The sequence below is a fragment of the Enterobacter nematophilus genome (assembly GCF_026344075.1).
Taxonomy (GTDB): Bacteria; Pseudomonadota; Gammaproteobacteria; order Enterobacterales; family Enterobacteriaceae; genus Enterobacter; species Enterobacter nematophilus.
Genome location: NZ_JAPKNE010000001.1, coordinates 247,512 through 261,021 on the forward strand (window position 1 = coordinate 247,512; position 13,510 = coordinate 261,021).

General features: G+C 56.2%; 15 protein-coding genes. 3 read left to right on the top strand and 12 right to left on the bottom strand.

Annotated elements, in window-relative coordinates:
- Nucleotides 1-47 precede the first annotated feature (47 nt).
- Nucleotides 48-632 carry an NUDIX hydrolase gene (locus OSH03_RS01145; RefSeq protein WP_061098202.1) on the top strand — a complete coding sequence of 195 codons (585 nt, stop codon included), beginning with the start codon at nucleotides 48-50 and terminating at the stop codon, nucleotides 630-632.
- An 83-nt stretch (nucleotides 633-715) separates the two neighbouring features.
- Nucleotides 716-1,474, top strand: coding sequence for a trans-aconitate 2-methyltransferase (gene tam, locus OSH03_RS01150; protein WP_061098203.1), 759 nt, complete (start codon nucleotides 716-718; stop codon nucleotides 1,472-1,474).
- 6 nt (nucleotides 1,475-1,480) lie between these two features.
- Here the strand turns inward: tam and OSH03_RS01155 are convergent, their stop codons facing one another.
- The 6 genes from OSH03_RS01155 to OSH03_RS01180 all read right to left on the bottom strand — a co-directional run bounded on the left by OSH03_RS01155 (nucleotide 1,481) and on the right by OSH03_RS01180 (nucleotide 7,124).
- Nucleotides 1,481-2,671: a cytochrome c biogenesis protein/redoxin gene (locus OSH03_RS01155; protein ID WP_266178019.1), complete on the bottom strand. Its 1,191-nt coding sequence runs from the start codon at nucleotides 2,669-2,671 to the stop codon at nucleotides 1,481-1,483.
- Between the two features lie 135 nt (nucleotides 2,672-2,806).
- Nucleotides 2,807-4,105 carry an ATP-binding protein gene (locus OSH03_RS01160; protein ID WP_266178020.1) on the bottom strand — a complete coding sequence of 433 codons (1,299 nt, stop codon included), beginning with the start codon at nucleotides 4,103-4,105 and terminating at the stop codon, nucleotides 2,807-2,809.
- Complete coding sequence (locus OSH03_RS01165; RefSeq protein WP_028013158.1) at nucleotides 4,102-4,842, bottom strand: response regulator; 741 nt, start codon at nucleotides 4,840-4,842, stop codon at nucleotides 4,102-4,104. The genes OSH03_RS01160 and OSH03_RS01165 overlap by 4 nt, the downstream gene beginning before the upstream one ends.
- Before the next feature lie 44 nt (nucleotides 4,843-4,886).
- Complete coding sequence (locus tag OSH03_RS01170) at nucleotides 4,887-5,882, bottom strand: alpha/beta fold hydrolase (RefSeq protein WP_266178021.1); 996 nt, start codon at nucleotides 5,880-5,882, stop codon at nucleotides 4,887-4,889.
- 145 nt (nucleotides 5,883-6,027) lie between these two features.
- Nucleotides 6,028-6,468 (bottom strand): GNAT family N-acetyltransferase, encoded by a 441-nt coding sequence (locus tag OSH03_RS01175; RefSeq protein WP_266178022.1) that lies wholly within the window; start codon nucleotides 6,466-6,468, stop codon nucleotides 6,028-6,030.
- Nucleotides 6,469-6,536: 68 nt separating this feature from the next.
- Nucleotides 6,537-7,124 carry a hypothetical protein gene (locus tag OSH03_RS01180; RefSeq protein ID WP_266178023.1) on the bottom strand — a complete coding sequence of 196 codons (588 nt, stop codon included), beginning with the start codon at nucleotides 7,122-7,124 and terminating at the stop codon, nucleotides 6,537-6,539.
- A gap of 134 nt (nucleotides 7,125-7,258) precedes the next feature.
- Here OSH03_RS01180 and OSH03_RS01185 point away from each other — a divergent pair, with 134 nt between their 5' ends.
- On the top strand, nucleotides 7,259-7,807 hold the full coding sequence (locus OSH03_RS01185) for a GNAT family N-acetyltransferase (RefSeq protein WP_151413732.1): 549 nt from the start codon (nucleotides 7,259-7,261) through the stop codon (nucleotides 7,805-7,807).
- Here the strand turns inward: OSH03_RS01185 and OSH03_RS01190 are convergent.
- From OSH03_RS01190 to glsB, 6 genes are all read right to left on the bottom strand, one after another.
- On the bottom strand, nucleotides 7,795-8,709 hold the full coding sequence (locus tag OSH03_RS01190) for a bestrophin family protein (protein ID WP_266178024.1): 915 nt from the start codon (nucleotides 8,707-8,709) through the stop codon (nucleotides 7,795-7,797). The genes OSH03_RS01185 and OSH03_RS01190 overlap by 13 nt on opposite strands.
- Nucleotides 8,710-8,910: 201 nt before the next feature.
- Entirely contained in the window at nucleotides 8,911-10,362 is a 1,452-nt protein-coding gene (locus tag OSH03_RS01195; RefSeq protein WP_266178025.1) for a tagaturonate reductase, read from the bottom strand.
- 115 nt (nucleotides 10,363-10,477) lie between these two features.
- Nucleotides 10,478-11,005: a GNAT family N-acetyltransferase gene (locus OSH03_RS01200; protein ID WP_266178026.1), complete on the bottom strand. Its 528-nt coding sequence runs from the start codon at nucleotides 11,003-11,005 to the stop codon at nucleotides 10,478-10,480.
- Nucleotides 11,006-11,087: 82 nt separating this feature from the next.
- Nucleotides 11,088-12,053 carry a sensor domain-containing diguanylate cyclase gene (locus tag OSH03_RS01205; RefSeq protein WP_151413735.1) on the bottom strand — a complete coding sequence of 322 codons (966 nt, stop codon included), beginning with the start codon at nucleotides 12,051-12,053 and terminating at the stop codon, nucleotides 11,088-11,090.
- 163 nt (nucleotides 12,054-12,216) lie between these two features.
- Entirely contained in the window at nucleotides 12,217-12,579 is a 363-nt protein-coding gene (locus OSH03_RS01210) for a DUF4186 domain-containing protein (RefSeq protein WP_266178027.1), read from the bottom strand.
- Complete coding sequence (gene glsB, locus OSH03_RS01215) at nucleotides 12,579-13,505, bottom strand: glutaminase B (protein WP_266178028.1); 927 nt, start codon at nucleotides 13,503-13,505, stop codon at nucleotides 12,579-12,581. The genes OSH03_RS01210 and glsB overlap by 1 nt, the downstream gene beginning before the upstream one ends.
- Nucleotides 13,506-13,510 lie beyond the last annotated feature (5 nt).

Genomic DNA, 13,510 nt, shown 5'->3' on the forward strand with positions numbered 1-13,510 from the left:
ACGTTAATGCTGTTATTGATAGTTACTCTACGTAAGGAGGACGAAACGTGCAATCAAAACGTGCAGATGTGCGCATCATTGACAGTGAAACCCTGTCCGATAACTGGTATTTACTTAAAAAATATACCTTTGACCTGCAAAGGCGCGATGGCGAATGGCAGCGGCAAACGCGTGAAGTTTATGACCGGGGGAACGGCGCCACGATCCTGCTCTACAACCGCGACCAAAAAACCGTGATTCTGACCCGCCAGTTCCGCTTCCCGGTCTTTATTAATGGCCATGAGGACGATCTGATCGAGGCGGCGGCCGGCCTGCTCGATAATATGGATCCCGAAAGCCGCATTAAAGCAGAGGCGGAAGAAGAGACCGGGTTTAACGTGTCGAGCGTGCAGAAAATCTTTGAAGCCTACATGAGCCCTGGCTCCGTCACGGAGAAACTCTACTTCTATCTTGCCGAGTATCAGCCGAAGGACAAAACCAGCGCAGGCGGCGGTATCAAAGCGGAGGGCGAAGATATCGACGTGCTTGAAATGCCCTTTGAAGAGGCACTGCGGGGAATTGATACGGGCAAGATCGTCGACGGAAAAACCATCATGCTGCTCTACCATATTGCACTGAAAGGCATTCTGTAACCTGCCGCTCTTCCGACGCCTGTCCCGGTGCAGGTGTCGCCCTGTGCTATCCTTGCTGAAACACGCAAAACGGAGATCTGAAGATGGCCGACTGGAACCCTTCGCTTTATCTGCAATACGGCGCTGAACGAACGCGCCCTGCCGCCGAGCTGCTTGCCAGAATTCCCCTGAGTGACGTCGCCACCATCGCTGATTTGGGCTGCGGGCCGGGAAACAGCACCGCGCTGTTGCAGCATCGCTGGCCTAAGGCTCAGATCGTCGGCGTCGATAACTCGCCTGCCATGCTGGAAGAGGCGCGCAGCGCACTGCCCGACTGTCAGTTCGTTGAGGCCGATATCCGCCAGTTCAGGCCAGGCCAGCCGTTGAACCTCATCTATGCGAACGCATCGCTACAGTGGGTCCCTGACCATTACGATCTCCTGCCTCACCTGGCGTCACTTCTCACGCTCAATGGCGTGCTGGCGATCCAGATGCCGGACAACTGGCTTGAGCCCACGCATGTGGCGATGCGCGAAGTAGCGCTGGAGCAAGGCTACCCGGACCGTGGCCGCGAGCCGCTGCCCGGCGTGCATGCCTATTACGATATCCTGTCGGAGGCCGGCTGCGATGTGGATATCTGGCGGACAACCTATTTCCATAAAATGAGTTCGCACCAGGCCATTATTGACTGGGTCAGCGCGACCGGTTTGCGCCCGTGGCTCCAGGAACTCAACGAGAGCGAGCAGAAACGTTTCCTGGAACGCTACCATGAACTGCTGGAGGAGCAGTATCCGCTCCAGGAAAACGGGCAGATACTGCTGGCTTTTCCCCGGCTGTTTATGGTTGCCCAGCGTCAGCCCTGAACGACGCTATGAACGGGCTTCTTTGAGCAGCTGCTGGATAACCTTTTCCTGCTGCTCATAATTCCCTTCGCCAAACGAGGTATAGCGTAGCTGGCCTTTAGCATCGAAATAGTAGTGCGCTGGCCAGTACTGATTGCCGAAAGCGTTCCAGATCTGATAGTTGTTGTCCGTCACAACACGGTACGGCAGCTGCCATTTATTTACCGCGTTTTTCACCGAGGCGATCGGTTTCTCCCAGGGATATTCAGGCGTGTGTACCCCTATGACGACCAGGCCCTGGGACTGGTATTTTGTTGCCCAGTCGCGCACGTGCGGAAGCGTATGCTGGCAGTTAATGCAGTCCCAGGTCCAGAAATCGATCAGAACCACCTTCCCGCGCAGTGACTCAGACGTGACAGGGTCACCGTTCACCCACCCTGTTCCACCGCTTAATGAAGGCAGCTGGCTGCTGGGCTCGGTCATGACGACCGGCTGAAGCTTCGCCGGTTGCGTGGCGGGTTTTGCCAGATTCAGCAGCGCGGTTTCAAGGCGATCCGCGACGCCGTTTGCGCCCTGCAGAACAGACGTCATCCCTGTTGCGTTAATGACGACGGCCGCTAACATTACCACGCCTCCCCCCTGACGTAATTTTTCCATCAGCGCCGATCTTGCTCTCAGCGGCGCCATCAGCGTGCGGCCTCCGAAAACGAGCAAACCCAGCATCAGCGCGCAGCCGCTACCGTAGGCGGCCAGCAAGGCTCCTGTGGCAATGGCCGAGTGTCCGGCAATATTGATGCTGAAAATGGCGCCCAGAATCGGTCCCGCGCAGGGAGACCAGAGCAGCCCGACCGCAAGCCCGGCCAGAAAAGCCGATGCCATACCGCGCGTTTTCCCGCTTCGGGCGTTGAGGGCATTTCCCGCGCTCACTGCCGGCCCGGCAATACGCTGGGCAAAGGCCGGAAAAATTAAGGCCAGCGCGGCCGTGGCCAGGACGATAAGCGCGATCCAGCGCCCGACGATAGTTGCCTCTGCTATCCACTCGCTGGCAACGGTGACGACCATCGCCACCAGGGTGAACATGACGATCATCCCCGCGAGCAGCGCCAGAATGTGTCGCCGCTGCCCCTGAAAACCGGCGAACAGGAGAGGAATAACCGGGAGCGTACATGGACTGAGCAGGCTTATCATCCCACCCAGGAAAGCAATTATCAGAAACATAGACACCTCACATTACAAGTCCTGCGACGCTGCAGTGAGGCTATTTCATCGTGCGGATGTGTTCAGGATATGTGTAAAAGCGTGGGTTTTGTCTGGCTCTGTATCGCCCATGCCGGGTGATACAGAACCGTACAATTAACGGCGCGGGAGAGTAATCGAAACGTCCAGCCCGCCCTCTGCGCGGTTCGCCAGCTTTAGCTTTCCTTCCAGCTGAGCGGTGAGCTGCGCAGCGATAGCCAGGCCGAGCCCTGTCCCGCCGGTGTCGCGGTTGCGTGACGTTTCCACCCGATAAAACGGCTGTAATACCGCCTCCAGCTCGGCATCCGGTATCCCCGGCCCGCCGTCGATGATGTGAATAACCACCTCTCCGGCTGCCGAGTCATCAACGTTAATGATGGCGTAGTCGCCAAATTTCAGGGCGTTATCCAGCAGGTTGGTCATCACCCGGCGCAGCGCCTGTGGACGCGTAACGATGGGCAAACGGTTTTCGCCTGCCTGAAACTGCACGTTTTTACCGATGTCCTGATAATCGCAGGCGATGCTGTTTATCCAGGCATTCAGCTCCAGCTTCAGCGAGGTCTCTTCCAGTGATTCTGATGACCGGGCATACGCAATACCCTCCCGCACCAGACGCGACATGTTATCCAGGTCGTTTAAAAGCTTGTCGCGCAGGTCAGGCTGTTCAGCCATTTCAACACGAAGCTTCATGCGGGTAATCGGGGTCTGGAGATCGTGCGAAATGGATGCCAGAATCTGCGCCCGCTCCCGGAGATAAGTCTGAATGCGCGCCTGCATCGCGTTAAAGGCGTGCGCTGCCCGCTGAACCTCAACCGGCCCTTTTTCCGTCATTGGCGAATTGGCCGCCGGGTCCAGGGAATCTACCGCACGAGTAAACTCTGAAAAAGGCCGCACCACCTGCCGCACGGCGATCCAGGAGCAGGCAGCCAGCACGAGCAGCTGCAGAATAAGAACAACCGGCAGCCAGCTGGCGACCGGCGGCATCCGAGGGATCAGGTCGATGGTCAGGGGCGCGCCATCATGTAACGTGAGATGCGCCTGGATATGTGAAATGGCGCCGGGAACGGCGGTGAAGCTGAGCGGGTACTGTTCCGCAAGCGTCGCTTTTAAGGTTCGGATGGCGTCCCGCGAACGCTTGTCCGTCGGCGCGTTGCCGGGCTCTCCCGGCCCCAGAATATAGCGGTAGTTACCCCGTTCGAGGCGCGGCAGCCAGGCCGCGCGCTCGCTGGCCGGTAAGCGGTCTAAGATAGCCACGCTGGTCGCAACATCGTATTCCAGATTACCGAGCATCACCGTTCGGGCGCTGTGCATTCGCTCAATCATGACCAGCGTCAGGCTCAGGGCGTTGGCCAGCAACAGGCCGGGCAGCACGACGATCAGCAGGCGGGCCAGCAGCGAGCGAGGCCAGAGCGTCATTCGTTAGCCTCTTTGATGGTGACCGGCATGGTAAACACATAGCCCTCGCTGCGTACGGTTTTGATATACGCGGGCGTGCGGGCATCTTCATTCAGACGCTGGCGAACCCGGCTAACCAGCAGGTCGATTGAGCGTTCAAACAGCTCGGCGTCGCGTCCCTGCGTCAGGTTGAGCAGCTGATCGCGGGTCAGCACCCGCTGCGGGTGGTCAAGGAAAACGCGCAGCAGGCGATACTCCGCCCCGCTGAGCGCCACAATCACCCCTTCCGGGTCGATCAGGTGTCGGGCAACGGTATCGAGCTGCCATTCACCAAACGTCACCAGCCGCCCTGCTTCCGTCACCTGTAAATTGGGCGGCATCGTGCGAAAACGGCGTAAAATCGCTTTAATACGCGCCAGCAATTCTCGCGCGACGAAAGGTTTTACAACGTAATCGTCGGCTCCCATTTCCAGGCCCAGGATCCTGTCCGTCTCCTCGTTGCGCGCCGTCAGCATCAGGATGGGCAGATCTTTATATTTCCCGACGCGTAATTGCCGACACAGCGTAAGCCCGTCGTCGCCGGGCATCATAACGTCCAGCACCACCAGGTCGATATGCTGCTTGTCCAGCACGACGCGCATCTCTTTGCCGTTTGCCGCACCAGAGGCGCGATAACCGGATTTAACGAGATAGTCGATAATCAGTTCACGAATATCCCTGTCGTCATCGACGACAAGGATATGATCAATATGCTCCACCGAAATCTCCAGACCGAAGGGTAACGTACTGAAAATAGCACATTTCAGAGTTTGTCAGCGTCAACGACTGCCTTGACGAAATCCTGCGGATCTTCCTGAGGGGGATTGTGCCCCACGGTTGCGCCGAAGGTACGGTGTTCATACTTACCGGTGAATTTACCCGCGTAGGCCTGCGGTGCCGGATGCGGCGCCCCGTTGTTTCCGCCTTCGATGGTGATCGTCGGAACGGTGATGTTCGGCAGCGTGGCCAGTTTTTGCTCGTAGGCGTCGTATTTGCGCTCGCCTTTTTCCAGCCCTAAGCGCCAGCGATAGTTACTCAGCGTCACCGCAACGTGATCCGGGTTATCAAGGGATTTGGCGCTGGCGTTGAAGGTTGCATCGCTAAATTTCCAGTCCGGCGAGGCCTGCGACCAGATCAAACGGGCGAAGTCATGCGTGTTTTTGGCATAGCCTTCAGCGCCGCGCTCGGTGGCGAAATAGAACTGATACCACCACTGCTGCTCCGCTTTTGGCGGCAACGGCTGTTTACCAATCTGCTGGCTGCTGATGAGATAGCCGCTCACCGAAACGAGCGACTTAACGCGCTCTGGCCACAGTGCCGCAACGATATCCGCCGTACGAGCACCCCAGTCATAGCCTGCAAATACCGCCTGCTTGATATTCAGGGCGTCCATCAGGTTCACGATATCTTTCGCCATCGCGGAAGGCTGGCCGTTACGCGGCGTTTTTGCCGACAGGAAGCGCGTAGTGCCGTAGCCGCGCAGAGAAGGCACAATCACGCGGTAGCCTTTTGCCGCCAGCGCAGGCGCGACTTCAGCGTAGCTGTGAATATCGTATGGCCAGCCGTGTAACAAAATGACCGGCTGGCCGTCTTTCGGGCCAATGTCGACATACCCGACGTTAAGATCGCCGGCGTTGATTTGCTGTGGGCGATCGAAAGCGGCCGCGAAGTTCGTGCCGGTGGCTTCGGCCTGACAGGACATGACGGTGCCCAGGGAAACGGTGAGAGCAAGCGTTGAATAAGCGAGTTTGCTGAACATGTTGGTATCTCCGGTTGAGAACAATTTACGGGGTTATAACAACAGTTCAATGTATAGCGGATATGTGCGAAAACGCGTTTATTGCAAGCCTGTGTATGTATCCGGAACACGGATACAGTCTGATACAAACACAGGCGCTGTCCTCTTAAAGGGAGAGACGATAGCGGACGTAATCGTCTGCGTCACCGTACCGATCGTAGAGTTTACGTGCCGGATTGTTCTCCCGGGTGACCCAGTAGAGCTTTGACCACCCTTCGCGCTTGCCTTCCGCGATCAGGGCATCAATAAGCGCCTTACCCGCTCCCGCGCCGCGCTCGGCTGCATCAACAAACAGATCTTCCAGGTAGCAGACGGGCGCGGTTGACCAGGTTCCTTCGTGCAGAACACACATGGCGAAACCGATGACATTTTCGTCTTTCTCTACCACGCGGCAGAACATCGGAGAATGCGCTGAGAGCGCCCTTTCCCATGTCGATGCGGTGACGGACTCCTCGAGGTAGCACTCATAAAAATGGGTATAGCCATCCCACAGCGGTCGCCACTGGGAATAGTCGTCTTCGCGTAGAGATCTTACCGTGACAGCCATGCGTTCCTCTCATTACAAGTCGATTGCCATTTCAAAACAGCGTAAATCAGCCCCATCATATCGCCTCTTTAACGGCTTTTTAGCCGCATTTCGCGGGCCAGTCTGGCAAGACGCTGAGTGCGACAATAGAGCGTAAACAGCACAAAGCCTCTGCTGTTCATTACCATCCGACAAAGTAGCAGAGCGAAAGATGCGATGACCAGTGGCCAAAGACTTCCGTCATGAGAAAGCAGTATAGGGAGCGCCTGAACGAGGGTCGCTATCAGCAGAATGATGAACAAGGCCGTAAACCCCAACAATCCAGACGTCTTCCCACGGGCCAGAAGTACGCTTATCACTATGAGCACGCATGTCATTGTTAATGATGGTATGAAAAAACTGAGCGCATGATGTAATGGCGATAGGCCCGGCAATGCGTGGAGAAAAGGCAAAAGGTTTAACGCAAATGCCACTAAAAACAGAGGCAACAGCGCCGCTACCGGATAAGGATTTTGACGCGGAAGCTCGCTGAGCGGCCGGGAAAAATACCGTTCCAGCTCGGGAGTGGAATGGTTTAAAAGGCGGGTATCACGACGAGCAACAGCCTCTTCTATCTCTTTGCCATGCTGCATGAGATCCTGGAATACGCGTCCGGTTAAAAGAGACAAAAAGCTCATCTATATTTCGCCATTAAAGAGACGTTGCCCATTTTTGATAGTGAATAACCACAGCACGCCTCACCAGAATGTGATAGAGATGAAAATACCAGAACGCAAACAAAAACATAACGCTTAAATACGGAGATCCGCAGATGACGATACCGACCCTCACGACAGAACGTCTCCTGCTGAAACCGCTGGTTGCCGAAGATGCGGTTCAGATTCAAAAGCTGTATCCGCGCTGGGAGATCGTCCGCTATTTGGTCTCTTCGGTGCCCTGGCCCTACCCGGATAATGGCGCGGAAAATTATGTCAACAACGTTGCGCTGCCGGATATGGCAAAAGGGATAGCCTGGATCTGGAGTATCCGCCGTCGTGAAGTGCCGGATGCGTTGATGGGGATTATCTGTCTGTACGATGTTGACGATAACAACCGCGGATTCTGGCTGGCGCCGGAGTTTCAGGGACAGGGTTATATGCGTGAGGCCAGCATTGCGGCGACGGATTACTGGTTTAATACGCTGAACAAATCCGTTTTGCGGGCGCCGAAGGCCGCCGCGAACAGCCGCTCCCGTCGTATTTCAGACAGCAGCGGCATGCGGCTTATCAGAACGGAAAAGAAATCCTACGTCAGCGGGATGCTGGACTCCGAACTGTGGGAAATCACCCGCGACGAGTGGAACGCCCGTCAGGTTAGCTGATAGTGCTTATCCGGCATCAGCCTTTCCGGAATGTTCTCTTCGTCGTTCATCTGCAGCAGATCGCGTTCCATCATGTTGCAGATGGCGTCCAGCGGAAGGTCGTTATCTTCTGTGCCAAACGGGTCTTCCAGCTCTTCCGCCAGGGTGTCCAGCGAGATAAAGGTGTATGAGATCAGCGCCGAGACAAACGGCGTCATGTAGTGCAGATCCACAACCAGCGCGAACGGCAGCATGATGCAGAACAGATACACAGTGCGGTGCAAAATCAGCGTATAGGCAAACGGTACTGGCGTGCTCGCAATGCGCTCGCAGCCCGAAAGGACGATAGACATATCGTTCAGACGGTTGTTCAGGCTGTGGAACAGGATGTCGGAGAGTTGCCCGTTACGCCGCCGCGCGGCCAGCCACTCCCCCATGACCAGTAAAATACGGTTCGCCGGCGAGTTGGCGCCCATTACCTGAGCTAAAACGTCCGGTGCAAGGTAGCGCGAGAGCTGCTCAGCGTTCATTTCCCGGCGCAGGGTCATGCGCAGGCAGTTGGCAAAGGCGATCTGCAGGCGGACAAACTCCCCCAGGTGCTTATCGTCCGGCAAGGTGTTTTTTACCTCGCGAAACAGCGAGCGTGCCGCTATCATCAGCTGCCCCCAAAGCAGGCGAGCCTCAACGTAGCGTGAATAACAGGCGTTATTTCTGAAACCCAGAAAGATGGCGATCGCCACGCCGAGAATGCTAAACGGCGCCACGGTAAATTTGATGCCCAGCGAGGTATACCACGGCAGCATCAGGATAACGGCGATAGAAAGCAGGAAGTTGAGCAGCAGTCGGGTATAGATTTTGGGAAGTACCGAACCGTGCCAGACAAAAATCAGTTGTAGCCAGTGCTGTTTAGGACGAACAATCATAGTGAGTTTCAGGCAAGAAAAGAGCGTGGCTATTAAACGTGATCCCCCTCACGGTTGCAAGCATGTTAACGGAACATTGCATTCTCTCACCTGAAGAACGAAAACCGCACGGTGTTGCATCTGTTTTTAAAAAACGGGATAAATAGTATGTTGTAACTAAAGCAATGCCTTTCTAAACCCGGCCGAAGCCGGGTCACGTGATTAGCAAAGCGGCTTCACCGCCGCGCGCATGCCCTTCAGCAGAATGGCATCCAGATCAATCGTCACCTGGTCGACGAGACCGTCTACCTTCGTCAGATCCTGCTCCCAGTGCGCCTCCACGCTCAGCACGGCGTGCACCAGTTCGCGGGTAGCGATCTGATTATCGCGATGCTGCGCCCATAGCTGTTGGTACCGTTCCAGCCAGAACGCATCATCCTGCACCGGATAGCTCTCCCCGTTACGCTCCGCGCGATAAAACGCGATCAGTGCAGCCAGTGCAAACGTCAGACGTGCAGGCAGCTGCCCCATTGCCTTCTGCCCTGCCAGCAGCTGCGGAAGAATACGCGTGCGGTACTTGGTCATGCCGTTGAGCGCGATGGAAAGCAGCTGGTGTCTGATGTACGGGTTTCGAAAACGCCCCGTTACCGCGCTGGCGAACGACTCCAGTTCGTCGCGGGGCAAATCGAGAACCGGAATAATTTCCTCATAAATAGCTTTTTCGACGAAGGCGCATACGTCTTCATCATTCATCGCCTCGCCAACCGTATCCAGCCCTGCCTGATAGGCCACTGGCACCAGCGCCGTGTGCGCACCGTTCAGGATTGCGACTTTGCGCTCTTTGTAGGGCCTGATGTCATCCACAATCAGCACGTTAAGCGGATACTGATTCAGACGCAGCTCGCGGGCAAGTGATTCAGGCCCCTGAATAACAAACAGATAGAAGTGTTCAGCCGTGTCCAGGAACCCGTCGTGATAACCCAGCTCGGCCTCAAGCTCGTCCACTTCGTCGCGCGGGTAACCGGTCACGATACGGTCAACCAGCGTTGAGCAGAAGTGGTTTGCCTCGTTCAGCCACTGGATAAAGGCGGCAGGCAGCACCCACTCCTGCGCATAGCGCAGCACGAGTTCACGCAATGCGTCGCCGTTGTAGTCAATCAGTTCACACGGAATGATGACCCAGCCCTTGTCATGCGCGCCGCTAAAGTGGCTGAAGCGCTCAAACAGCAGGCGCGTTAGCTTCGCCGGGTAGCTGACGGCAGGCGCATCGTCGAACTTATCCCTCGCGTGATAGCTGATTCCGGCTTCGGTGGTGTTCGAGAAAACAAAGCGCATATCCGGGTTATGAGCCAGCTTGAGGAACGCATCATACTGGCCGTAGACGTCGATCTCGCGGTTAACGGAGCGGATAAGGCGGCTTTCACTCACCGCCTCACCCTGCCCGTTCAGGCCGCGAATGAGGGTGGTATAGAGACCATCCTGCGCGTTCAGCGACGGCGGGAAGTCGCTCTGAATAGGACGAACGATAACCACACCGGCGTTGAGATCGGTATGTTCATTCAAAAGGTCAATTTGCCAGTCGACAAACGCACGCAGGAAATTGCCTTCGCCAAACTGAATAATGCGTTCGGGATACTGCGCACCGGGAAAATCACGACGGTTGAGCGTGTTCACAAGAGGGTTCCTTTTATGATTAGTCATACAGCCTGATAAGATTGGTACGATAACTTATCAAAACTTTACGACCAGAAACCCTGTTTCGATCAATCCCCGGCGCGGTTGTGAAAAATTATAAGAATTTATAGAACACCGACGTGGCCGTCAGGGCGCCGTCCGGCATCAGGGCGTAGCGCGGGATCTCACCGACCTTTTGCCAGCCGGCGCGCTGGTAGAAGGTTTCGGCGCCGCTGCCGGTGGAGGTATCGAGCACCAGAACCGAAATGTTTCTGGCCCGGGCCTCAGCTTCCAGCGCTTCCATCAGCGCCATTGCGGCTCCTTTGCGACGCGCTTTTTCATGAACCAACAGCTTTGCCACGTCCGCACGGTGCGGCTGGTTTTCCGGCTGGTCGGTAATCAATTGTACCGTGCCTATAACGCCCTCCTGCGGATCAATACTCGCCAGCACAACGCGCTCGTTGCGCCCTACGCTGTCAGCTATGCCGCGCCAAAATGAACGGGCCTTCTCAAGGTTAAAGGGCAGCATAAAGCTGACGGATGCGCCGCCGTTAACGCAGTTTTCGAGGATTTCGGCCAGCGCATCAAGATGGGTGAGAATGTCGTCGCGGGTGAGGTTTTGGATTTGCAGTGAGGTATTCATTTTTTGTCCTTACGTTGAATACCCTCACTTTGCATTTAACATTTTATTAACGCAAACGGAACGGTCATACGCTTTTGTTATGTCATCTGGCCCGCTGCCGCTGCTGCTTCATGGCATACATTTTTTCATCGGCATCTTTGAGCCACTGCTGCAGGTCGTTGCCGTTATGATCGAATTCGCTGAGCCCCCAGGAGAACAGAAGCGACCACGGATGTAGCTTGCGTGCATTGTAGTTTTCGACCTGCTCGGCGAGATACTGCATGGCAATCCACGCGCCCTTCTCATCCGTATCGGCAAACAGCACGGCAAACTCATCGCCACCGAAACGAACCAGCAGATCCGCTTCGCGGAAAGAGGCACGCATCAGCTGCGCCATGGTTTTTAACGCCTTATCCCCCTCTTCGTGCCCGTAGCGATCGTTAATCTCCTTGAAACGATCCAGATCCAGCCAGCCGAGCGTTAACGGCTCAGCCCGGCGTCGGGCGATGGAGAGCGTGAACCGCACGAGCTGATTAAAGCCCCGTCGGTTGAATAATCCGGTCAATTCATCCGTGGTCGCCGCGCTGATTGCCGCAAACTCATCTTCAGCAAGCGCGCCCAAATCCCCCAGCACGGCGAGATCGGCCGCTGAGAACTCCCGCGGTGCGTAGTCAATCAGGCAAAGCGAGCCCACGCTTGCACCGTTGCGCAAGCGCAGCGGAAAGCCTGCGTAAAACCGCACGCGAGGTTCGCCGGCCACCAGCGGGTTATCCGCAAAACGATCGTCCTGAAGCATATCCCCGACGATCAGCGGGGCTTCGGTGAGGATGGTATGGCCACAAAAAGAGATGTTGCGCGGAACGGAATCGGGTGCCTGCCCATCCGCCGACTTAACGATCAGCGTATGCTCATCAATAAGGTTGACCATTGCCAGCGGTACCTGGAAAAAGCGTTTTGCCAGACGCGTTAAGCGGTCAAACGCCGGGGAACTGTCAATCTCAAGCAGACCCGATTCGCGCAGCGCGTGAAGTCTGTCAATTTCATTTTCAGGTGTTGCAGGTGCTTTCATAATGTCTCCTGACGTAAAGCGTTACTCAAAGCGTAGCTTAAACAGAGACATTGTCAGTGTTCGACATCCTGTTAAGCCGCTATCCATTTCACGTCAATGCGTTATGACGATTTGCTCGTCAGCCAACCGGGCTGGAGGCGGTAAGCGCAGAACGCATTAAATATCATTTTTGGGCGTTCATCTGTATCACCAGCCAGCGGTGGATCACGTTGACGATATAATGTTGCTGCTGCTCGCTCAGCTGCACGCCCTGGGGAATGTTATGCCATTTTGCCAGACAGCCCCGGCAGCAGGTCGCGGTGGCATGCTGGGCGATAAACACCGGGTGGCCGCGCATGGGCGTCTGCTTGCCGTCGTTTGCCGGTTGCGCGGGTGCAAGGCGTTTAGCGATAAAATCGGCGGCATGCTGGTCAATGGTGTCGGGACCTTTGTCCCAGCAGTACTGCCGTTCCTTATTGCCCAGGCGGAAGCGCGAGCGAAACGTCGATCTCGCCAGGCGGGAAAAGAGAGGATCCAGGTCAGACATCAGTATACGGAACGTCCCAGACGTTGGGTCAGCTTCTCCAGAACCGCCACGCCGGCAAGTGAATTTCCCGTTTCATCCAGCTCCGGGCTCCAGACGGCAATCGCCATTTCATGCGGCACAATCGCCACCACCCCGCCGCCAACGCCCGATTTCGCCGGAAGGCCAACCCGCCATGCAAACTCCCCGGCGTTCTGATACATGCCGCTGGTTGCCATCAGGGCGTTAACCTGACGCGCCTGAAGCGGGGAAACCACCTCCTGATCGAGATGCGGCGCGTGCCCCTGGTGCGCAAGGAACAGAAACGTCTGGGCCAGCTCAACGCAGTTCATCTTCAGGGCGCAGTAATGGAAGTAGTTTTGCAGCACGGTCGCCACGTCGTTGTGGAAGTTACCGAAGGATTTCATCAGCCAGGCGATAGCCGCGTTGCGGGCGGAGTGTTCAAACTCCGAGCGCGCCACCACCGAATCATAGGCAATGTCGTCCACGCCCGAGAGCTGACGAACAATCTCAAGCATTCGCTGACGCGGTGCGCTGAGGCGGCTTTGCAGCATATCACAGACCACCAGCGCCCCGGCGTTGATAAAGGGGTTGCGCGGTTTACCCTGTTCGATTTCGAGCTGAAGCAGTGAGTTAAAGGGCTGGCCGGACGGATCTTTTCCCACGCGCTGCCAGATCTCTTCTTCCTCGTACTGGCGCATCGCCGCGACCAGACTCAGCACTTTAGAAATAGACTGAATGGAGAAACGTTCCGTGGCATCGCCTGCCAGGTATCGCTGTCCGTCTATGGTACAGATAGCGATGCCCAGCTTATTCCCGCTCACCGAGGCAAGGGCCGGAATGTAGTCGGCCACCTTCCCCTTTCCCAATAACGGACGAACCTGCGCCAGAATCTCGTCCAGCATCTCATTATGGATGACCGCAGCCACTCTTT

Coding starts and splice junctions, on each gene's coding strand:
- tam (WP_061098203.1), top strand. CDS start 716: ATGGCCGACTGGAACCCTTCGCTTTATCTGCAATACGGCGCTGAACGA.
- OSH03_RS01155 (WP_266178019.1), bottom strand. CDS start 2,671: ATGTTTCTGATAATTGCTTTCCTGGGTGGGATGATAAGCCTGCTCAGT.
- OSH03_RS01160 (WP_266178020.1), bottom strand. CDS start 4,105: ATGACGCTCTGGCCTCGCTCGCTGCTGGCCCGCCTGCTGATCGTCGTG.
- OSH03_RS01170 (WP_266178021.1), bottom strand. CDS start 5,882: ATGTTCAGCAAACTCGCTTATTCAACGCTTGCTCTCACCGTTTCCCTG.
- OSH03_RS01175 (WP_266178022.1), bottom strand. CDS start 6,468: ATGGCTGTCACGGTAAGATCTCTACGCGAAGACGACTATTCCCAGTGG.
- OSH03_RS01180 (WP_266178023.1), bottom strand. CDS start 7,124: ATGAGCTTTTTGTCTCTTTTAACCGGACGCGTATTCCAGGATCTCATG.
- OSH03_RS01185 (WP_151413732.1), top strand. CDS start 7,259: ATGACGATACCGACCCTCACGACAGAACGTCTCCTGCTGAAACCGCTG.
- OSH03_RS01190 (WP_266178024.1), bottom strand. CDS start 8,709: ATGATTGTTCGTCCTAAACAGCACTGGCTACAACTGATTTTTGTCTGG.
- OSH03_RS01200 (WP_266178026.1), bottom strand. CDS start 11,005: ATGAATACCTCACTGCAAATCCAAAACCTCACCCGCGACGACATTCTC.
- OSH03_RS01205 (WP_151413735.1), bottom strand. CDS start 12,053: ATGAAAGCACCTGCAACACCTGAAAATGAAATTGACAGACTTCACGCG.
- OSH03_RS01210 (WP_266178027.1), bottom strand. CDS start 12,579: ATGTCTGACCTGGATCCTCTCTTTTCCCGCCTGGCGAGATCGACGTTT.